The 21,948-nt window shown below is 44.6% G+C and carries 19 protein-coding genes; 6 read left to right on the top strand and 13 right to left on the bottom strand.

Features of this window, described 5'->3' with window-relative positions; translation table 11 throughout:
• Positions 1–26: 26 nt before the first annotated feature.
• Both yfbR and R7E00_RS09275 read left to right on the top strand, forming a co-directional pair.
• Positions 27–611 (top strand): 5'-deoxynucleotidase, encoded by a 585-nt coding sequence (gene yfbR / locus R7E00_RS09280; RefSeq protein ID WP_017634778.1) that lies wholly within the window; start codon positions 27–29, stop codon positions 609–611.
• A 15-nt stretch (positions 612–626) separates the two neighbouring features.
• A complete protein-coding gene (locus tag R7E00_RS09275; RefSeq protein ID WP_017634779.1) occupies positions 627–1,949 on the top strand; it encodes an anti-phage deoxyguanosine triphosphatase in 1,323 nt (440 codons plus the stop codon).
• Between the two features lie 6 nt (positions 1,950–1,955).
• Here the strand turns inward: R7E00_RS09275 and R7E00_RS09270 are convergent, their stop codons facing one another.
• Positions 1,956–2,570, bottom strand: a complete 615-nt coding sequence (locus R7E00_RS09270) for a tRNA-uridine aminocarboxypropyltransferase (RefSeq protein ID WP_025766956.1) — start codon at positions 2,568–2,570, stop codon at positions 1,956–1,958.
• A 3-nt stretch (positions 2,571–2,573) separates the two neighbouring features.
• Here R7E00_RS09270 and rrtA point away from each other — a divergent pair, with 3 nt between their 5' ends.
• On the top strand, positions 2,574–3,125 hold the full coding sequence (gene rrtA / locus R7E00_RS09265; RefSeq protein ID WP_005382331.1) for a rhombosortase: 552 nt from the start codon (positions 2,574–2,576) through the stop codon (positions 3,123–3,125).
• Positions 3,126–3,223: 98 nt separating this feature from the next.
• On the opposite strand, the gene R7E00_RS09260 is transcribed toward rrtA, so the two are convergent.
• The 7 genes from R7E00_RS09260 to tig form a co-directional block, all read right to left on the bottom strand.
• Positions 3,224–3,508 carry a ComEA family DNA-binding protein gene (locus tag R7E00_RS09260; protein ID WP_031777211.1) on the bottom strand — a complete coding sequence of 95 codons (285 nt, stop codon included), beginning with the start codon at positions 3,506–3,508 and terminating at the stop codon, positions 3,224–3,226.
• A 255-nt stretch (positions 3,509–3,763) separates the two neighbouring features.
• Positions 3,764–5,623: a peptidylprolyl isomerase gene (gene ppiD, locus R7E00_RS09255; RefSeq protein WP_005382334.1), complete on the bottom strand. Its 1,860-nt coding sequence runs from the start codon at positions 5,621–5,623 to the stop codon at positions 3,764–3,766.
• Positions 5,624–5,824: 201 nt separating this feature from the next.
• On the bottom strand, positions 5,825–6,097 hold the full coding sequence (locus R7E00_RS09250; RefSeq protein WP_005382341.1) for an HU family DNA-binding protein: 273 nt from the start codon (positions 6,095–6,097) through the stop codon (positions 5,825–5,827).
• 191 nt (positions 6,098–6,288) lie between these two features.
• Positions 6,289–8,640, bottom strand: a complete 2,352-nt coding sequence (gene lon, locus R7E00_RS09245) for an endopeptidase La (protein WP_005382343.1) — start codon at positions 8,638–8,640, stop codon at positions 6,289–6,291.
• Between the two features lie 130 nt (positions 8,641–8,770).
• A complete protein-coding gene (gene clpX, locus R7E00_RS09240; protein ID WP_005382345.1) occupies positions 8,771–10,051 on the bottom strand; it encodes an ATP-dependent protease ATP-binding subunit ClpX in 1,281 nt (426 codons plus the stop codon).
• A gap of 70 nt (positions 10,052–10,121) precedes the next feature.
• Positions 10,122–10,748: an ATP-dependent Clp endopeptidase proteolytic subunit ClpP gene (gene clpP, locus R7E00_RS09235; protein ID WP_005382347.1), complete on the bottom strand. Its 627-nt coding sequence runs from the start codon at positions 10,746–10,748 to the stop codon at positions 10,122–10,124.
• A 105-nt stretch (positions 10,749–10,853) separates the two neighbouring features.
• The gene (gene tig / locus R7E00_RS09230; protein ID WP_005382251.1) at positions 10,854–12,161 is read right to left on the bottom strand and encodes a trigger factor; all 1,308 of its coding nucleotides are present in this window, start codon (positions 12,159–12,161) and stop codon (positions 10,854–10,856) included.
• 526 nt (positions 12,162–12,687) lie between these two features.
• Between tig and R7E00_RS09225 the strand changes: the two genes are divergently transcribed.
• From R7E00_RS09225 to R7E00_RS09215, 3 genes are all read left to right on the top strand, one after another.
• Complete coding sequence (locus tag R7E00_RS09225) at positions 12,688–14,493, top strand: ATP-binding protein (RefSeq protein ID WP_206954011.1); 1,806 nt, start codon at positions 12,688–12,690, stop codon at positions 14,491–14,493.
• 4 nt (positions 14,494–14,497) lie between these two features.
• Positions 14,498–15,835, top strand: a complete 1,338-nt coding sequence (locus tag R7E00_RS09220; RefSeq protein ID WP_005382254.1) for a sigma-54-dependent transcriptional regulator — start codon at positions 14,498–14,500, stop codon at positions 15,833–15,835.
• 78 nt (positions 15,836–15,913) lie between these two features.
• Positions 15,914–16,096: a hypothetical protein gene (locus R7E00_RS09215; protein ID WP_021034161.1), complete on the top strand. Its 183-nt coding sequence runs from the start codon at positions 15,914–15,916 to the stop codon at positions 16,094–16,096.
• Between the two features lie 33 nt (positions 16,097–16,129).
• Here R7E00_RS09215 and R7E00_RS09210 read toward each other — a convergent pair whose 3' ends face one another.
• From R7E00_RS09210 to R7E00_RS09190, 5 genes are all read right to left on the bottom strand, one after another.
• A complete protein-coding gene (locus R7E00_RS09210) occupies positions 16,130–17,491 on the bottom strand; it encodes a TRAP transporter large permease (protein WP_005382255.1) in 1,362 nt (453 codons plus the stop codon).
• Between the two features lie 3 nt (positions 17,492–17,494).
• Complete coding sequence (locus R7E00_RS09205; protein WP_005384308.1) at positions 17,495–18,169, bottom strand: TRAP transporter small permease; 675 nt, start codon at positions 18,167–18,169, stop codon at positions 17,495–17,497.
• 70 nt (positions 18,170–18,239) lie between these two features.
• On the bottom strand, positions 18,240–19,238 hold the full coding sequence (locus R7E00_RS09200; protein ID WP_017634784.1) for a TRAP transporter substrate-binding protein: 999 nt from the start codon (positions 19,236–19,238) through the stop codon (positions 18,240–18,242).
• Positions 19,239–19,450: 212 nt separating this feature from the next.
• Positions 19,451–20,920 carry a protein adenylyltransferase SelO gene (locus R7E00_RS09195; RefSeq protein WP_053303268.1) on the bottom strand — a complete coding sequence of 490 codons (1,470 nt, stop codon included), beginning with the start codon at positions 20,918–20,920 and terminating at the stop codon, positions 19,451–19,453.
• A gap of 176 nt (positions 20,921–21,096) precedes the next feature.
• The gene (locus tag R7E00_RS09190) at positions 21,097–21,909 is read right to left on the bottom strand and encodes a sugar transporter (RefSeq protein WP_262606287.1); all 813 of its coding nucleotides are present in this window, start codon (positions 21,907–21,909) and stop codon (positions 21,097–21,099) included.
• Positions 21,910–21,948 lie beyond the last annotated feature (39 nt).

The raw sequence follows: 21,948 nt of genomic DNA, 5'->3' as shown, positions 1-21,948 counted from the left end.
TTTTTACACCAGAAACGGAGGAAGCCATGAAAGAAAGCCATTTTTTCGCCCACCTGGCTCGAATGAAGCTGATCCAACGCTGGCCTTTAATGCGGTCCGTCTCACCAGAAAACGTTTCAGAGCATAGCTTACAAGTTGCTTTTGTCGCTCATGCCCTTGCCCTAATTAAAAACAAAAAGTTCGGCGGCAACCTTAATCCAGAACGCATCGCTATTCTTGCCATGTACCATGATTCCAGTGAAGTATTAACGGGTGATCTTCCAACTCCAGTGAAGTATTACAACCCTGAAATTGCCAAAGAATATAAGAAGATAGAATCGGCAGCGGAACAAAAATTACTCTCAATGTTACCGGAAGAGTTCCACGATGATTTTGCCCCCTATCTTCTTTCTCACTCTGCACACGAAGAGGACGCAAAAATCGTTAAGCAAGCCGATTCCATCTGTGCCTATTTAAAATGTCTTGAAGAACTAAGCGCCGGCAACCATGAGTTCGCTCTGGCAAAAAAACGCTTAGACGTCACTTTGCAAGAACGCAGAACGCCTGAAATGGATTACTTTCTCAATACCTTTGCCCCAAGTTTCGAATTATCGTTAGATGAAATCAGTTAGCTTACGGAGATAATCGTGTCGTTTGAATTACACCCGCAATGGCAAGAGCGCCATGATGATGAGCATAAAATCCGTCGAGACGACCATCGGAGCCCGTACCAACGAGACCGAGCGCGCATTCTTCACTCGGCTGCATTTCGACGCCTACAAGCAAAAACCCAAGTACACGGCAATAGCTTGGAAGACTTTCACCGCAGTCGGTTAACACACTCCTTAGAAGCGTCGCAACTAGGGACCGGTATCGTCGCCCAGTTAAAGAAAAAACAGCCAGAGTTCCGCGATCTATTACCATCAGACAGCTTAATTGATTCATTATGTTTGGCTCACGACATCGGGCATCCTCCATACGGTCATGGGGGAGAAGTCGCTCTAAACTACGTAATGCGCGAACATGGCGGCTTCGAGGGGAACGCCCAAACCTTTCGTATCGTCACTAAGTTAGAGCCTTATACTGAGCATTTCGGAATGAATTTATCACGCCGCACACTGCTTGGTTTGATTAAGTACCCTGCCCTCATTAGTCAAACACGCTCCGTCAAGTTGCCTCAACCAGCCGAGCATCAACGTAAACTAAAAGCAAAAGATTGGAGCCCAGCTAAAGGCATTTATGATTGTGATAAAGACTTATTTGATTGGGTAATTGCACCGCTTTCTGACAACGACAAGGCATTGCTTAGTCTGATGCGTTCAACGCCAGAATCGGAGTTTGAGCACAGTAAAACGCGTTTTAAATCACTCGATTGCTCAATCATGGAGCTAGCAGATGATATCGCCTACGGTGTTCATGATTTAGAAGATGCAATCGTACTTGGTATGGTGACACGTCAGCAATGGCAAGAAGGCGCAGCAAGTCAATTAGCGGACTGTGGCGACCCGTGGTTTGAAGCTCATATCGATTCCATCGGACAGATGCTATTTAGCGGTAAGCACCATGAGCGGAAAGATGCTATCGGTGGTATGGTTAACGCGCTACTGACCAGCATTTCAATCAAAACGGTGGATGAGCCGTTTAATAACCCGTTACTGTCTTGGAATGCGTGTTTAGAACCACAGATGGCACGTGCACTTGACGTACTCAAGCACTTTGTCAGCACCTTCGTTATCCAAGTCCCGCAGGTCCAGATCGTTGAGTATAAGGGTCAGCAAATTATTATGGATATTTTTGAAGCGTTAACAGCAGACCCAGAGCGATTACTACCCGTTCATACAAGAGATCTGTGGTGTCAGGCGAAGAGCGAGAGCAATAAAATGAGGGTCATCGCCGATTATATTTCTGCAATGACCGATGGTCACGCGCAAAAGCTACACCGCCAACTTTTCTCTTCCATCGTTCTTTAGTAACACTCAACCTTTCAAGTAATTCTTTTCAAAAACGCCCGGAGGCATCTGGGCGATTTGGAATTCGATCATCTTTTCAAACGCACGCATCAGCGGTGTAAAGTCTCGCTCGGGTTCAAGCAAGCGAAGCGAATGATAACCAGCCTCGACTGTCGATAAGCTATTCTCAGAGGGCGCCTTACGAATGGTGTAGTGCCCTTGTAGTTGCTTAGGCAACTGCACGGTTGGGAGTGGATGTAAGTTGCTTGAGAGTTGCCACATTTTGTACGCTTTTTTCCACGTACCATCGAGCAAAATCAAACGTATTTTCTTAGATACACTATGACTCGCTTGAGTGATTTCAGAAATGCATCGTGACTCTTCTGATGGGTAAAGAACAAAATGTTGATATGACTCATCCGCTAATAAGTGATTTAAGGCATCATCACAAGAAAAGTCCTCTCCTATCAAACAAATACAGTTATCTAAACTCAAATTGAGAATCCGTGCCGTACCAAGCGGACGATGTTCTTCACTCGTGTGCTGAAGAATGATAAGTTCTACCTCGCTTGCCAGCGGTACAATCCATTGGCAAATACACGCTTTTTGCGATTTTCCACAACGAGAACAATAACGAGACATAGAGTGAACCTTTATACCTTGCTGAGTATTATCAGCGTGATCTGTTTGATACTTCAATTTGAACCAATGGCAAGCCTAACCGAGTGGCACAGCTACAATATACGCCATGGTGAATGGTGGCGAATCGTAACAGGAAATCTCACACATACCAACTTTGCGCACTTAGGAATGAACCTCGCCGGATTGTGGATCATTACTTTTATTTTTCGCCCAAGCACTCGTAACTTCCTTATCGTTTTTTCAATCTTATGTGCATGTGTTGGTGCGCTGAATTTGTTTACCAACATGTCGGTATACGTGGGTTTATCCGGCGTATTACACGGATTGTTTGGATTTTGGGCGCTCAGAGAAGTCTTTGAAAGCAGAAGAAGCAGTGTGTTGTTAGTTGGAGGACTAATCGCCAAAGTAGCATGGGAGCAGGTCTATGGCCCATCCAGCAGTACTGCTGAGCTTATCGGTGCAAACGTTGCTATTGATGCTCATATGTTTGGCGCACTCGGTGGGTTAGTAATGGCTTTACTGGAAAAAGGCCTTCGCCGTCGTTTATTCGGATAAAAAATCCCGAACCACGAAAGAGGGGCTGGTTCGGGAAAGCAGTAATAGGGAAACAGATATTGTTCTGAATTCAGACTCAATATCTGCAATACATCAAGCTACAGTAAAATGCGGTCTTCGTTTTTCTTAACTGTCGCTTCACCTATGCCTTTTACGCTCTTCAAATCTGCTGCCGTTTTAAAAGGGCCATGTTCCTCGCGGTAGTCCACTATACTCTGCGCTTTCTTCTCACCTATACCTTTCAACATGGTCGCAATTTCTTCAGCAGTGGCCGTGTTGATATTTACAGTAATTTCAATTCCTTCATATTTGTCAGTGGCTGAATCCGCAGCCATGCTAAAAGGTGCAAAAACAAATAAGCACAATGTCAAAATCCATTTCATATTGAACATACAATCTCCAAAATAGTAGGCTAAAAACAGTCGTCGAGAGCGAGTCACTATCAAGTTTGCAATGGAAAGCAATATGGTTATGCATTTAACAAACTGAGATGACCCGGAATTCACAACGGCCGCTATCACTTAAACGCGCACTAATTTAAGTAATGCCTATTGATGATTGAAGTTCATAAAGACAAAAATAAAACGGACCGCTTATGCGGTCCGTTTTATTCAACATACAAATTACACTAATTGTGCTTAGTTGCTCACAACAAAGTACTCAATGTCAGTATTTGCACGCAGTACGGCTAGTACAGATGATAAATCTTGCTGAGAAGATGCACGCTGCATTTGCATCGCAACTTGATCTTCTAACTCACTATCTAGCTCTGCGTTTACAGCATCAAGCTCGATGATAATGATGTTACCTTCAAGATCTTTAGACTGACCGTATACTGGTTTACCATCGACTGGTTTTGCCATCGCGAATACCGTTGTTGCTAACGGAGAACGACGATCTACTGTCTCTTGTTCACCAAAGGCAAGATTGTTTTCAGCAAGCACGTTCGTCTTACCTTCTTTCAATGCCGCAACGACTTGTGTTCCAAGTTCCATCGCTTCTTGCTCACCTTTAACACGAGATAGCTCTGCAACAACCTGATCTTTCACTTCTTCTAGTGGAAGAACTGTCTCGTCACGCGCATCTTCAACACGAACAACGATAATATGCTCAGGCGCAACTTCGATAGCTTCAGAGTTTAGGCCATCTTCTTTAACTTCAGGACTTAGGATAGCTTGCATTACCGCAGGGCTACGAAGCACTTCAGGTGCATCAACCTGAGAAATAAAGTCCGTTGTCTTCACTTCTTGGTTAACCGCTTGAGAAGCATCATACAATGAGTCTGGGTATTCAAACGCTACGCGCTCAAGCTCATTTTGCAACTCGTAGAATTGATCGATCGCTTGTTGGTCGACCATCTCTTGTTTGATTTCAGCAGCGACTTCTTCAAATGGCTTCGCCACAGAATCTTTTAGCTCTTCAAGCTTGATAATGTGATAGCCAAAGTCCGACTTTACTAGACCCGACGTATCGCCAGGATTCTTCAGTGCGAATGCCGCTTCTTCAAAAGCAGGGTCCATCACATCACGCTCAATCCAACCTAGGTCACCACCGTTTTCAGCGCTGCCAAAATCGTCAGATTTCTCTTGAGCAAGCGTCGCAAAATCTGCACCCGCGTTTAGCTCATCTAGGATAGCTTGCGCTTTTGCTTCATCGTCCCCTTCTACAAGAATGTGAGCGACACGTCGTTGCTCTTCTGAAGAGTATTTGTTTAAGTGCTCGTCGTAGTACTTTTTCACCTCAGCATCAGAAACATTAACTTGTTCCTTTAGCGCTTCAGCTGACAGTTCGATGTAAGAGACTTTAACCTGCTCTGGGCGTGTAAAGTTGTCTGGGTTTGCTTTGTAGTACTCTTGAATTTCTTCGTCGGTCAATTCAATATTTTTCGCAAACTCCGCTAAGTCGATCTGAATCGTGCGAATATCACGAGTTTGAGTGAACAGCTTGCCTTCTGCTTGTACTTCACCCGGCAGAATAAATTCACTGTTTTGTAGCGCATTCAGCAGTTGCTCACGAACCAATTCACGACGCATGTACTCAGCAAAAGAGTCTGGCGAAAAGCCTGCACGACGCAAAGAAGCTTGATAGATCTCTTGATCAAACTGACCATTAGATTGGAACTGAGGCATGTCTAGAATCATGCTACGCACTTGAGTGTCGCTGATTCGCAGACCCAAAGCTTCAGCTTGTTGGTCAAGCAACACGTCATTGATCATTCGATCTAAAACGGATTTGCGGAAAGATTCAACATATGCAGGGTCAGCCAGCATTTGAGAGAAGTAGTCACCCAACTGAGCTTGCATACGGTTACGCTCATTTTGGTATGCCATCTCGAACTCACCACGAGGAATCTCAGTGTTACCGACTTTCGCTGCAGAGTTGTTGCTACCACCAACGATGTAGCTACCTACACCTGCAAATACGAAAGACAGGATGATAAGTCCAAGGATAATTTTGACCGCGATGCTATTCACGCCTTCGCGTAGTCGATCCATCATAATTTAACTGCTCTCCACAATTGAAGCCTACTGCTTCTATCTAATAGAAATAATGGCGCAATAATATCAGAAAAAGAAATGCGCATCAGTATGATGCGCATAATTTAAGAAAGTTCGGCTCGAAGTTTGTAAATTTTTGTTCGAAACTTATTGTTTGAGCAAAAGTTAAGCAAATGGCCGGTTACAGAAATAACGCCGTGATTAGTTACAAGCGTCTTTCAGTGCTTTACCAGCTTTGAAAGCTGGTACTTTTGCTTCTGCGATTTGGATTTCTTCACCAGTTTTTGGGTTACGACCAGTACGTGCAGCACGAGTACGAACGCTGAATGTACCAAAGCCAACTAGAGCGACTTGATCACCAGATTGAAGAGTTCCGCTTACTGCTTCGATGAATGCATCTAGAGCACGACCCGCTGACGCTTTAGAAATATCTGCATTTTCTGCGATTTGTTCTACTAACTGAGTTTTATTCACTGTAATTTCCCCTTTGTGTCATCTGTGATTATTTTTGTGATGACTTTCGTTCCATTGTTAAGAAAATATGCTCCACCCCTTATTCATCAAGGGCTGGCAGCTATCGAAACTAACTTAGCGCCCAAAAAAAACGCTGACAAGCCTTTTTGGGCTTATCAGCGTAAACTTTTACTTATTTTTGCTACACATCACTATTTTTGAGACTCAAACTCAACGCCCGTCGGGTCTCGCTCTAGTGCGACTTTCAGTACTTCATCAATCCACTGTACAGGGATAACTTCCAGATCCGCGATAACATTATCAGGAATCTCTTCCAAATCACGCTCGTTATCTTTTGGAATTAGCACTGTCTTAATGCCACCACGGTGTGCCGCAAGTAACTTCTCTTTTAGGCCGCCGATAGGTAGAACCTCACCACGCAGTGTGATTTCACCCGTCATCGCTACTTCTGCTTTCACAGGGTTGCCTGTTAGAGAAGAAACCAATGCTGTACACATTGCTGTACCCGCACTTGGGCCATCTTTTGGTGTCGCGCCTTCCGGGACGTGTACGTGAATATCTTTCTTCTCGTAGAAGTCAGTATTGATACCTAGCTTTTCTGCACGAGAGCGAACCACTGTCATTGCTGCTTGGATAGACTCTTGCATCACATCACCAAGAGAACCCGTTTGTGTCAGCTTACCTTTACCTGGCATTGATTGAGTTTCAATCGTTAATAGATCGCCACCCACTTCGGTCCAAGCTAGGCCAGTTACTTGACCAATTCGGTTACTTTCATCCGCTTTACCGTAATCGAAACGTTGAACACCTAAGTACTCTTTTAGGTTGTCCATCGTTACCGTTACTGACTTGATGTCCTTATCCAGCAAGATGTTCTTCACCGCTTTACGGCAGATCTTAGAAATCTCACGCTCTAAGTTACGGACACCCGCTTCACGCGTGTAGTAACGAATGATGCCAATAATCGCAGAATCTTCAATGACGATCTCATCCGCTTTCAAGCCATTACGCTTCACTTGTTTATCAACAAGGTGACGTTTTGCAATGTTCAGCTTCTCGTCTTCGGTGTAACCAGATAAACGAATAACTTCCATACGGTCTAACAATGGACCCGGGATGTTCATCGAGTTCGATGTCGCAACAAACATAACGTCAGAGAGATCGTAATCCACTTCTAGGTAGTGATCGTTGAACGAGTTATTCTGTTCAGGATCAAGTACTTCTAGTAGAGCCGATGCCGGATCACCACGCATATCGGAAGACATTTTGTCGATTTCGTCCAATAAGAACAGCGGGTTCTTCACACCAACCTTCGACATCTTCTGGATCAATTTGCCTGGTAATGAGCCGATATAAGTACGACGGTGACCACGAATTTCCGCTTCATCACGCACACCACCCAACGCCATACGAACATACTTACGGCCTGTAGCTGAAGCAATTGAACGACCAAGAGACGTTTTACCTACACCAGGAGGACCAACAAGACAAAGGATAGGACCTTTTAGCTTGTTGATACGGTTTTGAACAGCCAGGTATTCAAGGATACGTTCTTTGACGCGTTCTAGACCGTAGTGATCTTCATTAAGAACCTCTTCTGCTTTCGCTAAGTTTTTCTTAACTTTTGAGCGCTTAGCCCAAGGAACGCTGACCATCCAATCGATGTAGCTACGAACCACTGTTGCTTCAGCAGACATTGGAGACATCATCTTAAGCTTTTGCAGCTCTTGCTCTGTCTTTTCACGTGCCTCTTGAGGCATTTTTGATTCGTCAATCTTCTTCTGTAGCGTTTCGAACTCGTCTGGTGCGTCTTCCATCTCACCAAGTTCTTTCTGAATCGCTTTCATTTGCTCATTCAGATAATACTCACGCTGAGATTTTTCCATTTGCTTTTTAACGCGACCACGAATTCGTTTTTCAACTTGCAGCAAGTCGATCTCTGATTCCATCTGGCCCATCAGGAATTCCAGACGCTCAGTGACGTCAACAATTTCAAGCACTTGCTGCTTATCCACCAACTTTAACGGCATATGAGCCGCAATGGTATCCGCTAAGCGTGCGGCTTCGTCGATACCATTAAGTGACGTTAGCACTTCTGGTGGAATCTTCTTGTTTAGCTTAATGAACCCTTCAAACTGATTAATCGCGCTGCGAACAATCACTTCTTGCTCACGCTCATCCAATTCTGGCGTAACAACAAATTCAGCTTCCGCTAGGAAAAAGTCACTCTCTTTAAAGTGATTGATTTTTGCTCGCTGCTGGCCTTCGACCAATACTTTTACTGTGCCATCCGGAAGCTTCAAGAGCTGGAGAATGGTGGCTACCGTACCTACGTCAAATAGGTCGTCAACCGTAGGCTCGTCAGTATCCGCTTGCTTTTGTGCCACAAGAAGAACTTGTTTGTTGGTTTCCATCGCCGTTTCTAGACAGCTAATCGATTTCTCACGACCAACAAACAATGGAATAACCATGTGTGGGTAGACCACTACGTCACGTAGAGGTAGTACCGGGATCTCGATACGCTCGGAACGTTCCAAGTTCATATAATTCTCTCTTCCGCTTTCACGTTTAACGTATTACTTAAGGCAGTATATGGGGGCTAATTGTTTGGATTCAATAAGAGAAATAAAAAAAGGAGGTAATTACTTACCTCCTTTTTCATTATGGCTGAATTTACTCTGCTCCAGCTGCCTGATTGTCTGCGTTACTGTAAATAAGCAGTGGCTCTGACTCGCCATTAATGACGGACTCATCAATCACGACTTTACTAACGTCTGTTGCAGATGGTAATTCGTACATGGTTTCAAGTAGCACGCCTTCAAGAATCGAGCGTAAGCCACGAGCACCTGTTTTACGCTCCATTGCTTTTTTCGCGATAGCGCGCAGCGCATCTTCACGGAATTCAAGTTCGGCGTTTTCTAGCTCAAACAATGCTGCATATTGCTTGGTCAGTGCGTTCTTCGGTTCACATAGGATCTGAATCAACGCTTCTTCATCAAGCTCAGTCAGTGTTGTTGTTACAGGTAGACGACCAATGAATTCTGGAATGAGGCCGTACTTCACTAAGTCTTCAGGTTCAACTTGAGTAAATAGCTCACCTACCGTCTTCGATTCATTCTTCGAACGAACTTCAGCACCAAAGCCAATACCTGTACCTGTTGCAACACGCTGCTCAATCACCTTGTCTAAGCCAGCAAAAGCACCACCACAAATGAACAGGATCTTAGATGTGTCCACTTGTAGGAATTCTTGCTGAGGATGCTTACGACCACCTTGAGGTGGAACCGATGCAACCGTACCTTCGATAAGTTTTAGTAGCGCCTGCTGAACACCTTCACCAGATACGTCACGCGTAATAGATGGGTTTTCAGCTTTGCGTGAAATCTTATCAATTTCATCAATGTAAACGATGCCGCGTTCCGCTTTAGCTACATCGTAATCACATTTTTGCAGAAGCTTTTGGATGATGTTTTCAACGTCTTCACCTACGTAACCGGCTTCGGTTAGTGTCGTCGCGTCTGCCATTGTAAATGGCACATCCAAGAATCGAGCTAATGTCTCCGCAAGTAGTGTTTTACCGCTACCTGTAGGACCAATTAGAAGGATGTTACTCTTACCAAGCTCCACACCTTCGCTCGTTGTATCACCATTGCGTAAACGCTTGTAGTGGTTATATACCGCAACTGCGAGCACTTTTTTCGCGTAATCTTGCCCGATCACATAGTCATCAAGGTGTTCACGGATCTGTTTTGGCGTTGGTAACGCTTCAGATTCTTTCTTAGGGAGAACATCCTTGATTTCTTCGCGAATAATATCGTTACATAAGTCGACACACTCGTCGCAAATGTACACTGACGGACCTGCGATTAGCTTGCGAACTTCGTGCTGACTTTTGCCGCAGAAAGAACAGTACAGCAATTTACCGCTGCCACTTTCTTTGCTTTTATCTGTCATTCGCTAACCTCTTAGCCTTTACTCTTCATGAATGAGTGTATATCAATTTTTGCCAAAATGCGCTGGCAAATTACTCGCCACGGTGGCTTAACACTGCATCCACGATACCGTATTCCACAGCCTGCTCTGATGACATGAAGTTATCACGATCAGTATCGCGCTCAATGACTTCAAGAGGTTGGCCTGTATGTTCTGCTAACAACTTGTTTAGCTTCTGTTTAATCGTCAGGATTTCCTGAGCATGGATTTGGATATCAGAAGCTTGACCCTGGAAACCACCCAATGGTTGGTGGATCATTACACGAGAGTTAGGCAGTACGTAACGCTTACCTGGCGCACCACCTGCAAGCAGGAAGGCACCCATTGAACATGCTTGACCCATACATACTGTGCTCACATTTGGCTTAATGAACTGCATGGTGTCGTAAATAGACATACCTGCTGTTACGCTGCCGCCTGGTGAGTTGATGTATAGGAAAATATCTTTATCTGGATTTTCAGATTCTAGGAAAAGTAGCTGAGCCACGACAAGGTTTGCCATGTGGTCTTCCACTTGACCCGTTAAAAAAATCACGCGCTCTTTCAGCAGACGTGAGTAGATGTCGTAAGAACGTTCGCCTCGGGAAGTTTGTTCAACCACCATTGGTACTAGCGCGTCCATAATTGGCGACATTGCATTTTTTTCTTGGTAGCTCATATTCTTATGTCCCTAAAATAAATGGCCCGGATGATGACTATCATACGGACCATTGTTAGCAGAATAGTTAACGTTAAGTCAACCTTCTACGCAAGATATTGCTTATTAAGCAGCAGGTTGTTGTTGGTTAAGTAGCTCGTTGAAGCCTACTTCTTTCTCAGAAACCTGTGCTTTAGCGATGATCGCGTCGATTGCTTGCTCTTCTAGAGCTACGTTGCGCATGTTGTTCATCATTTCTTCGTTTTGCTCGTAGTAAGCAATAACTTCTGATGGATCTTCGTATGCAGTAGCCATTTCTTCGATTAGCGCTTTAACTTTCTCGTCGTCCGCTTTTAGCTCTTCAGATTTGATTACTTCACCTAGTAGAAGACCAACAACTACGCGACGTTTAGCTTGTTCTTCGAACAGTTCACGTGGAAGCTGAGCAGCAGCTTCTGGGTTACCACCGAAGCGTTGTGCAGCTTGTTGACGTAGAACTTGGATTTCTTGCTCGATAAGCGCTGATGGTACGTTGATGTCGTTTTGCTCAACTAGACCGTCAATCGCTTGCTCTTTGATGCGGTTCTTAACAGCTTGCTTAAGTTCGCGTTCCATGTTCTTACGAACTTCAGCTTTAAGTGCTTCAACACCACCTTCAACAACACCGAACTTAGCAACGAACTCGTCGTTTAGTTCTGGTAGTTCACGAGCTTCAACTTTGTTCACTTTGATTGCGAACTTAGCTGCTTTACCTTTTAGGTTTTCAGCGTGGTAATCTTCTGGGAAAGTCACGTCGATGTCGAATTCCATACCAGCAGTTTTACCTGCGATACCGTCTTCGAAACCAGGGATCATGCGACCAGCACCCATTTCTAGAGGGAAGTTCTCAGCTTTACCACCTTCGAACTCTTCACCGTCGATAGAGCCAACGAAGTCAATGCTTACGCGTTTGCCATCTTCTGCTGCTTCTTCAACTTCAACCCAAGTTGCTTGTTGCTTACGTAGAGTATCGATCATCTCTTCTACGTCTGCATCTTTAACTTCTGTTAGTGGTTTTTCAACAGTGATGCTCTCTAGGCCTTTAAGCTCAACTTCTGGGTAAACTTCAAAAGTTGCAGTGAAAACTAGGTCTGAACCTTCTTTGTTCTCTACAGGAGCGAAAGTTGGAGCGCCAGCTGGGTTGATTTTCTCTTTAACGATAGCTTCGATGAAGTGGCGTTGCATTACTTCACCAAGAACGTCTTGACGTACTGCTTTGCCGTACATCTTAGCAACCATTTTTAGAGGCACTTTACCCTTACGGAAACCATCGAAACGACGGTTTTTAGCGATGTTGCGTAGTTCAGCTGTTACAGCGTCTTCGATGTTTGCAGCTGGAACAGTAATGTTTAGACGGCGCTCTAGGCCCTCTAGCGTTTCAACAGTAACTTGCATTATATATAAACCTCTAAAGTGGCTCGGTTTTCCGAGCGTATGAGCGAAACTCAGAGGAGCTTACGCTTCATCCTTGTGTAGTGTTCTGTCCGAACACCTAATTTAAAATCGAGTATCGATACTGGTTGTCAGTACCGGACTAATCAGTGATATCTTCGATAAAATAACCAAAGGTATCTCCTATTAGCCTCAGGACAGAATTTTTAGACGCGACATTCTAGCGATCTGTCGCAACCCTGTCGAGCCAATAGCCACTATGTGGACATTGTCTGCGCTAAATTCTCGAATGCTGACCCATTTTTTCTTCAAAAATGCGATTCAGACACCGTCTAAGCATCGCCAGCATATCTAGAATGGGGACAATAGCGACTTTTTCAAGAGAATCGACCGGTTTTTTTATCGAAAAGCCTAAAAAGAGATCTTGCTCTTGTTTTACTCCACAGAGTTGAAAACTAAATCCCTAATCCTTCCTACAAACTATTAACATTTTCTTACGTGACCAAAGGAAGTTGTAAGGAGTGTAAGGATGTCGCAAAAAAAACGGATTCTGCTGACATTTTTTGCTTTCTATTTCCTGTGCGCAATTATCGGTGGCCATTGGGTTTGGCAGACCAGTTATCAATCTCTACTTGATAAACACCAATCACAGCTTGAGCAATTTTCTGGCCATATAAAAAATAAACTCGATAAGTACGCCCATATCCCAAATCTTCTCGCTAAAGATGATCCACTTTATCAAGCGCTTCTGCACCCCAACAACAGTGCGCAACTGGAAATCACTAATCGGTATTTAGAATCCGTTAATGGCGTGATTGAAGCAGCGGATACGTACTTAATCGATCAATGGGGTACAACGATCGCGGCCAGCAACTGGCGTAAACAGCGCTCCTTTATCGGGCGAAATTTTGCATTTCGCCCTTATTTCAAACAAGCCATTGTAGGCAAAAGAAGCCAATACTACGCACTGGGCTCAACATCTGGTAAACGTGGCTACTACTATTCTTATCCCATCATATACGCTGGCGGTGTACTTGGTGTCGTCGTGGTGAAGATGGACCTAAGTAAGATAGAGGACAACTGGCAGCAACCAAACAGTGTTTTTGTCGCCAGCGACCCATACGGAATTGTTTTCATGAGTAGCCGAAGTGAATGGCTACTCAAAAGCTTACAACCACTGACAAAAAAAGAGAAAAAGCAAGTTTGGGCAAGCCAACAATATCTTGATGCGCCAATTGAAACGCTTGGATTAGTGGGTAGTTTGGACGAGGTGCATTCTGAGCTTAAACAGGGTTACCCATACAATAAAGGAACCTTGGTGGTCTCTTCGCTGCCCCTTCCCGAACTCAAACTGACAATTCGTGTGCTGTCTCCTAAACAGTCGATCGTTTGGTTCACCATGGGTTACATCTTTGTACTCACTCTAGCACTCATGGTTTTGTTTTTAATTGGTCAGCTTATCTATCACCGTCAACAGCGTCACTTGCAACTTGAACGAATTCAACAAGAAGCAAATCAAAAGTTGGAATATCAAGTCATGGCACGGACTGCCGAGTTGCAAGCGGAGATCGCACAGCGTATCGATACCGAGCAAACTTTACGCGTTACTCAAGATGAATTGGTGCAAGCAGCGAAACTCGCGGTGTTAGGACAAATGTCGGCCAGTATCAGCCATGAACTGAATAATCCACTTGCAGCAATTCGTAGCTTTGCGGAGAACGGCAAGCTGTTTCTAAAAAAAGAAAAATATGAGCGAGTGGAAGATAATCTCACTCGCATTTCTGCTCTCACTGACCGTATGGCAAATATCAGTCAGCAACTTCGCTCTTTCGCCAAAAAAACCAGTGGTGACGAGTTGGCTCAATCTCGATTGTTCCCTGTGATAGCCTCTGTAAAAGAACTGATGAAGCCCGCATTTAAATCAGGGCGCGTCACGTTAGAAACAAATTTGCCAGAGCATGATGTTGAAGTGCAGATCAATATTATTCAACTGGAGCAAGTGTTGGTCAATTTACTGACTAATGCGATAGAAGCACTCAAAGAACAACAAGACAAACAGGTAGAATTATCTGTAGAACACGATGAGCACACTGATTTAGTTTGGATTCATGTTGATGATAATGGCCCAGGACTTGGCTCTTTCTCACTTTCTGATTTATGTGAGCCGTTTCTAACCACTAAACTGAACGGTTTAGGTTTGGGTCTCTCTATCTCGCAACAAATCTTAGCCAGTATGAATGGAAAATTATGTGCCCATAATCGAGAACAAGGCGGCGCTCGATTCTCATTGTGTTTACCTATCACTTCTTACAACACTGAACCATCAAAAGGATAAGATCATGTGTCAGGTGTTTTTTATTGATGATGAGGCCGATCTCAGAATCGCTATAGAACAGACCTTTGAACTGGCGGATATCGACGCCAAGTTTTTTGTGGATGCAGAATCGGCTTTAATAGCGATGCAGCAAGGAGAAGAAGCTGGCGTCGTGGTCACTGATATCTGTTTACCGGGCATTTCTGGTATGGATATGCTAACAACTTTGACTCAACGCGATGCAAACTTACCCGTCATCATGATCACTGGACACGGTGATATTTCCATGGCAGTGCAAGCCCTTCATCAAGGCGCTTACGACTTTATTGAGAAACCTTTTGCGCCAGAGCATTTGGTTGAAACGGTTAAGCGGGCGATTGAGAAGCGCAAACTAACCAATGAAAATGAAAAACTGCGCCTGTCACTTAAAGCCAGTAAAACCCTTGGTCCACGAGTTATTGGTGAAACCTCTAGCATCCAAATATTACGAGAGACCATCACCCAAATCGCCGATACCGACGCCGATATTTTATTGTTTGGTGAAACCGGTACAGGGAAAGAGTTAATCGCTCGTTCTTTACATGAGCAAAGCTCTCGCCGGAACCAAAACTTTGTCGCCGTAAATTGTGGAGCGGTTCCAGAGAACTTAATTGAGAGTGAACTCTACGGCCATGAAAAAGGCGCATTCACTGGCGCCGAAAGCCGTCGTATCGGTAAATTTGAGTTTGCACAAGGCGGCACACTTTTCTTGGATGAGATCGAGTCGATGCCTATCCAAGCCCAAATTCGTTTATTGAGGGTATTACAAGAGCGCGTGATTGAGCGTGTCGGTTCCAATGAATTATTGCCTTTAGATATTCGAGTGATTGCCGCAACAAAGGTCGATTTAAAACACGCAGCTGAAGAAGGTACTTTCCGTCAGGACCTCTATTATCGGCTCAATGTCGTGACCTTGGATCTCCCGCCACTACGCGAACGAAAAGAAGACATTCCCGCCCTCTTTCACCACTTTCTGTTGGTAGCAGCTTCACGTTATGGCAAAAGCTCACCTAGCTTGTCACCCCAAGATCTAGCGCAACTGATGAGCCATGACTGGCCTGGCAATGTTCGAGAACTCAGAAATGCTGCAGAGCGTTTTGTGCTATTGGGTAAGTTAATTCAGTTGGGAGAATCGAACCCAGTTGCTAAGTCTTCCTCAAGCCTTGCAGAGCAAGTGGCGGAGTTTGAGAGAGCAGCCATTGAAGGCGCTTTATTAGAAAACAACGGTAGTATTAAACAGACAATGTGCCAATTGAATGTGCCAAGAAAAACCCTTTACGACAAGATGCAGCGCTACCAAATAAATAAAGACCTTTACAAATAAAACACGTTCAAATAGCTGGCATTATATTCAACTTGAATCATAATTTTTAACAACGGATTTATCATGGTTGTTATAGATATGAACGAAAAAGTGAGAATACCGATTGTTACAGATACCGTGCTCGTAGACGGTTGCTATCAAGAAGAGAGAAGATTCGGTGAAGAGCGTCGCAAAAATAAAAAGAGGTGGCGACACTATGAACGTCGAATTAATTCAGACCCGCGCAAAACTTGTTACAAGTCGATAGACGAAGAGGTGTGAATTCTCACACCTCTTTCTACTTTCTGGCTTCCATTACTTGGTAATGATCTCCGGCCCCATCAAGGTAGTAGGCAACCAAGTCGAAACCCATGGTACATATGTGACGATAATTAGGAATAAGAACATCACTCCAACCCAGGGTAATGCTGCCTTCACTACGTTCATCATCGACATTTTGGCAACACCAGCGGTCACAAATAAGTTAAGACCCACGGGCGGCGTTATCATTCCTATCTCCATATTCACCACCATCATTATGCCCAAATGAATTGGGTCTATGCCTAATGCAATGGCAATTGGGAACACGAGCGGCGCAACAATGATCAACAAGCCTGATGGCTCCATAAACTGACCACCAATCAACAACAAGACGTTCACCACAATCAAGAAAGTGATTGGTCCGAGACCAGCCGAGAGCATCGACTCGGTGATCATTTGCGGGATGCGTTCTTCCGTTAAAACATGCTTCAAAATTAAGGCATTAGCAATGATGAACAGCAGCATGATGGTGAGTTTGCCCGCTTCATACAGGGTGTGTTTGGTGTCTTTATGAACAAAGGTTTGGAAGATTTTAACGAGCGCAGGTTTAGTGTTTTTCTTGTCTGCAAATGGCCCCATGTCTTTGTATACAAAGTTAGCAATAAAGAATGAGTACACAGCAGCAACCGCAGCGGCTTCTGTCGGCGTAAAGATACCGCCATAGATACCACCAAGAATGATGACGACCAACAACAAGCCCCAGCTTGCATCCTTGGCGGCATCAAAAGTTTCTTTCCAACCGACAAAAGGTTGCTTTGGAAGGTTCTTGATTCTCGCGGCAATGTAAATCGCGATCATCAACATGACACCCGCCAGCAAACCGGGAATCACACCACCAAGGAACATACGTCCAACTGACACATCCGTTGCGGCTGCATACACCACCATCACAATCGAAGGTGGGATCAAAATCCCTAGCGTACCTGCGTTACAAATTACCCCAGAGGCAAACTCTTTTGAGTAACCGTTTTTGATCATGCCTGCGATAACAATACTACCTATGGCAACAACCGTTGCAGGTGAGGAACCTGACAACGCGGCAAACATCATACACGCTACAACCGAAGCCATCGCCAAACCGCCGCGGAACCAGCCTACAATGGCAATGGCGAAACGAATGATCCGCTTTGCTACGCCACCCGTCGACATAAAGCTTGAAGCCAATATAAAGAATGGAATAGCCAATAGCGTGTAGTGGCCCGCGAATGCATTAAACAGCGTTTGAGCGACTGACGCTAAAGAGGCATCCGAATGCATTAAAAGGAAAAGAACACTGGAAAGGCCCAGCGAAATAGCAATTGGCACGCCAACCAGCATAAAGCCAATTACCATCAAAAATAGAAATAAGATATCCATGGCTTATTGCTCCTTGTTTTTAGCGTCTTGCGAGGCCTTTGGAGCCATTACGTCTTCAGCGTCACTCATCTCAGCTTTAAGAGATTCGAGCTCTTCCTCCGCTTCATGTCCTGCAATCAAGCGATCGAGCTTACCAGTAGCGATTTGCCACGTGACTTGAACAAATCTAAACGTTAGTAGCGCCATTCCAAGTGGCAAAGCGAAGTAAGGAATAAAACGTGGCAGCTTTTCATAACGCTCTCCCTCATTTAGCCAGTCGGCCATGAACTGGAGTATTTCAGGCATCGGAATATCGTCCGTTTCATACCACGCTCGGTCAGTAGCGAACGGATACCAGTAGTTCCAAGCGCCAATTAACAGCAAAATAGAGAAGGCTAAGCAACACATTGCTGCAAAAAGCGCCAGGGCTTTTCGTTTACCTTCCGGAACGATGTTAATAATGACATCGACACCAATATGAAAGTGTTTTTTCACACCATAAGATGCGCCAACCAACACCATCCATGCGAACATGAAAACGGTGAGCTCAAGCGCCCAAAGAATATTGTCGTTAAAGACATAACGAAAGATGACATTGGCAAAGGTCAGCAAGGTCATGGCACCCAAGAAGAAAGCAATCAAAGTCTCTTCAATGGCATCAGTGATTCGTCCAGCCTTGGCAAAAAAAGTCTGTTCCATAATTACATCACGTCGTCTGTAGGGGGAAAGAGCCCCCTCAGTTTGAGAGGGCTAAATGTGCTAGGTGTTATTATTTTTGGTTAGACGCCAAAGCGGCTTCGATTAGGTCAGAACCAATGTCTTTTTCGAACTTCTTCCATACTGGTTGAAGTGCAGTGACCCACTCTTGGCGCTGTTCTGGCGTTAGAGTACGAACCACACCACCGGCTTCGATGATATTGTTCTTATTCGCAAGGTTTACTTTGGTTGACTCAGCATTACGCTGAGCAGTTACCTCTTGAATAATGGTGTTTAACTGCTCGCGCTGATCATCTGGTAGGTTTTTCCAGAAGTCGTTTGACGTCACAACTAAGTAATCCAGAATTCCGTGGTTCGTTTCCGTAATGCCATCTTGAACTTCGAAGAATTTTTTGCCGTAAATGTTTGACCAAGTATTTTCTTGACCATCAATAACCTTAGTTTGCAAGCCGCCGTAAACTTCTTTGAACGACATTTTTTGTGGGTTAGCACCTAGCTGCTCAAACTGAGCAACGAGTACATCAGACGCTTGAACACGGAACTTAAGTCCTTCAGCATCAGTTGGAGAAATGAGCGGCTTGTTGGCTGACATTTGCTTCATGCCGTTATGCCAAAACGCAATGCCTTGTAGGCCACGACGTTTCATTGAATTTTTCAGCTTTTCACCCGCTTCCGAGTTTTGGAAACGGTCAACCGCGTCGACATCATCGAACAAGAAAGGGAGATCGAAAAGGCGGTACTTCTTGGTGAATTTCTCAAACTTAGAAAGAGAAGGAGCAGCGAGTTGAACATCACCATTCAGTAGCGCTTCCAACACTTTGTCATCATCATAAAGTGTTGAGTTAGGAAACACCTGCATACAGACTTTACCGTTCATCTCTTCGTTGACGCGCTTTTCAAGTAACGAAGCCGCGATGCCTTTAGGGTGTTTGTCCGCATTCGTTACATGGCTAAACTTGATGACCGTTTCACCCGGGTCACAATTTGCGGCAGCATTAAAACTGGTAACAGCAAGTGCAGAGACAGATAGTAGAGTTAGAGGCTTAAACATTATTATTCTCCTTGTTGAATCACATCCCATCCCGTCCATGAGTAACTAGGTGTTAGGCGATGGGTACGGATGTTCAACAAAGAGCAATTAATGGACCATGTTAAAATTTATATGTGTTTCAATAAATTAACATAGCCCATTAACATGAATCCGAAGTGTAACGAGTGAATTCCACCCAAGAAAAAGATACAAATGGGTGGGAAATGACCCATTTATGAAGAACAGCTTATCTCCATTTTCTTCCCCCATTCCGGCGGCAATTTCGCATAATCATCAAACTCGGGTTGCTCATCAAATGGGCGTTTTAACAGTTCGGCCAATCGGTGTAATTCGCTAAAGTCCCCTTCTTCCGCTTTATCAATCGCCAACTGAGCCAAGTAGTTACGCAAGATGTATTTGGGATTGGCTTGACGCATCTGTTTGCAACGCTGTTCGGTTGAAATCAGGCCCCCTAGTTCATCAACCTCTAGCTCACACCGAGCTAAGTACAGATCAAGCCAAGCTCGCGCAGCTTCTCGGTCGAGAAATAAATCGATTACGGCTTGGGAAGGCGCATTATCAAGGTTTGAAAGCGTTCTGAAGAAGCGAGTGTAGTCCGTTTTGTTCTGGTGAAGAAGCTCAAACATAGCTTCAAACAAACGCCCATCTTCCGCTATCTTGGTTTTTAAGCCCAACTTCTCACGCATGAGGCGGCTGAACTGCTGGCTTAAATGAACTTCAAATTGACTCAACGACGATTCTAAATCTTCTCGTTCAACGAGTGGCGATAGCGCATGCGCCAGTGCTGACAGGTTCCAAAGCGCAATTCTAGGCTGTTGATCAAATGCGTAACGACCCTGGTAGTCTGAATGATTACAAATGTATCCCGGCTCATAATCATCAAGAAAGCCAAACGGACCATAATCAAAAGTTTGCCCAAGAATTGACATGTTATCGGTATTCATCACACCATGCGCAAAACCAAAAGCTTGCCAATATGCGATCATCTCGGCTGTTTTAGTCACGATGGCGTCAAACATCGCGGCATATGGTTTCTCCGCCGATGCACAATCAGCAAAGTGCCACTCAATCACCTTATCCGCCAACAGCTTCTGCTCTGCTAACTGGTTGGTGTAAAAGAAATGCTCAAAGTGACCGAATCGAACATGGGTTTCAGCCATTCGAAGTAACAAAGCGCCCGATTCCGTTTTTTCTCGATAAACAGGTGTATCACTGACCATCATACCAAGAGCACGTGTCGTGGGAACCCCAAGGCCCGCCATGGCTTCACTGCACAAGTACTCACGGATAGTTGAGCGTAATACCGCTCGCCCATCTCCCATTCGCGAGTAAGGCGTTAGCCCTGCACCTTTGAGGTGAAGATCAAACCAAGTACCATCCTGATGCTCAATTTCTGCCAACAGTAATCCACGTCCATCGCCCAAATCTGGGTTGTAAACGCCAAACTGATGGCCTGCATATTTCATCGCAAGAGGACGAAATTGTTCGAATTCACTTAGCCCAGAAAAAACCGCCAATAACTCATCGTTTTGCTCTTCTGGTAAACCAAACTGCTGTGCAAACTCACCATTCCAAGCGACCCAGCGAGTGTTGTCCAAGGGTTGTGGCTCGACCAACGTATAGAACGCTGACGGTAATTGACTAAAGCGATGGGTGAAATTGACCCGTTGCCAAATGGACATGTAGGGTTCCTTAATAAAAAGAAGTACTGTTGTGAGTATACGTGTGAATGTCCCTGTCATTCAGCCATGAAATGGGCATGGGTATTTTGCGTGAATAACGCGAAGGCGGCAGGAAGGTATCAACCTGCCGCAGACCGTCTCCTAAACGGAGGTAGCATGTAAAAACGATCAAAGGGTTAAGCGGAAAATTCTTCACCCGTTTTTGGTGGCTGTGATGTCGTATCAAAACGAGCGCGTTCGATATCCACTACCGTTTTATAGCTCAACGATAACAATGCCAGCTGGTATGCGCCAAAAATACCATAGGCCACACCGACGAGGCTCAACATAAAGAGATTCGTAAAGTGGCTAAAGATCAGCTGACTGAGCAAGCCCGCACCCAATGGAATTAGTCCCATCAAAATGAATACTTGTTTGTTGTATGCTCTGCTCTGGTTCCACGAACGACGCAAACTGCGCGGTTGATGATCCATTGCAGTCGCTGGCAACACAAATGACCATCGCGCCATTACCCAATAGCCAGGAATGCTTGCAATCGTTGTGATAATAGCCATAGCAACAAAGTCGGCTTCACCACTTTCTGCAATGTAAATAAACGACAACACAAAGATCGGGATACCAATAACGAGCATCATCATCAGTCCAAACAGTATCCACCAGCCTATGAAACGGAATTCTCGAGCTGACAAACGAAATACATCCAACGCCGAGTGCATGTAATCACCGACTAAATAAATTCGATGCACACGCACAGCCGCCATAGCGGCAACAAGTGGGTACAAAATAATTGTGACGAAATAAAATCCTGAGACATTGCCTTCTTGAACGTTCGCTTGATCTTGCCCCGTCATTTCAGGATACATAAAAGCAAAAATTGAGTGCACGATAATCAACGGAATACAAGCAATAACAATTGCGAGTAGATGCCTTCTGACCATCACTGCCGCTTCTCGGCATATTTCCGAAACAGAAAAACCCTCGGTAGACATATAACATCCTTAGTTCATAAAAATCGGCCCCTAGGGTAA

Origin of the sequence: Vibrio sp. Vb1755, assembly GCF_033338635.1 — a bacterium.
In the GTDB taxonomy this organism is placed as follows: Bacteria; Pseudomonadota; Gammaproteobacteria; order Enterobacterales; family Vibrionaceae; genus Vibrio; species Vibrio alginolyticus.
The sequence above is the reverse complement of the archived record's forward strand: the minus strand, read 5'-3'. Positions and strand labels throughout refer to the sequence as shown.

Excerpts from the sequence above, each read along its gene's own strand:
- yfbR (WP_017634778.1), top strand. The coding sequence starts at position 27 with ATGAAAGAAAGCCATTTTTTCGCCCACCTGGCTCGAATGAAGCTGATC.
- R7E00_RS09270 (WP_025766956.1), bottom strand. The coding sequence starts at position 2,570 with ATGTCTCGTTATTGTTCTCGTTGTGGAAAATCGCAAAAAGCGTGTATT.
- R7E00_RS09260 (WP_031777211.1), bottom strand. The coding sequence starts at position 3,508 with ATGAAATGGATTTTGACATTGTGCTTATTTGTTTTTGCACCTTTTAGC.
- ppiD (WP_005382334.1), bottom strand. The coding sequence starts at position 5,623 with ATGATGGATCGACTACGCGAAGGCGTGAATAGCATCGCGGTCAAAATT.
- lon (WP_005382343.1), bottom strand. The coding sequence starts at position 8,640 with ATGAACTTGGAACGTTCCGAGCGTATCGAGATCCCGGTACTACCTCTA.
- clpX (WP_005382345.1), bottom strand. The coding sequence starts at position 10,051 with ATGACAGATAAAAGCAAAGAAAGTGGCAGCGGTAAATTGCTGTACTGT.
- clpP (WP_005382347.1), bottom strand. The coding sequence starts at position 10,748 with ATGAGCTACCAAGAAAAAAATGCAATGTCGCCAATTATGGACGCGCTA.
- tig (WP_005382251.1), bottom strand. The coding sequence starts at position 12,161 with ATGCAAGTTACTGTTGAAACGCTAGAGGGCCTAGAGCGCCGTCTAAAC.
- R7E00_RS09225 (WP_206954011.1), top strand. The coding sequence starts at position 12,688 with ATGTCGCAAAAAAAACGGATTCTGCTGACATTTTTTGCTTTCTATTTC.
- R7E00_RS09220 (WP_005382254.1), top strand. The coding sequence starts at position 14,498 with ATGTGTCAGGTGTTTTTTATTGATGATGAGGCCGATCTCAGAATCGCT.
- R7E00_RS09215 (WP_021034161.1), top strand. The coding sequence starts at position 15,914 with ATGAACGAAAAAGTGAGAATACCGATTGTTACAGATACCGTGCTCGTA.
- R7E00_RS09210 (WP_005382255.1), bottom strand. The coding sequence starts at position 17,491 with ATGGATATCTTATTTCTATTTTTGATGGTAATTGGCTTTATGCTGGTT.
- R7E00_RS09205 (WP_005384308.1), bottom strand. The coding sequence starts at position 18,169 with ATGGAACAGACTTTTTTTGCCAAGGCTGGACGAATCACTGATGCCATT.
- R7E00_RS09200 (WP_017634784.1), bottom strand. The coding sequence starts at position 19,238 with ATGTTTAAGCCTCTAACTCTACTATCTGTCTCTGCACTTGCTGTTACC.
- R7E00_RS09195 (WP_053303268.1), bottom strand. The coding sequence starts at position 20,920 with ATGTCCATTTGGCAACGGGTCAATTTCACCCATCGCTTTAGTCAATTA.
- R7E00_RS09190 (WP_262606287.1), bottom strand. The coding sequence starts at position 21,909 with ATGTCTACCGAGGGTTTTTCTGTTTCGGAAATATGCCGAGAAGCGGCA.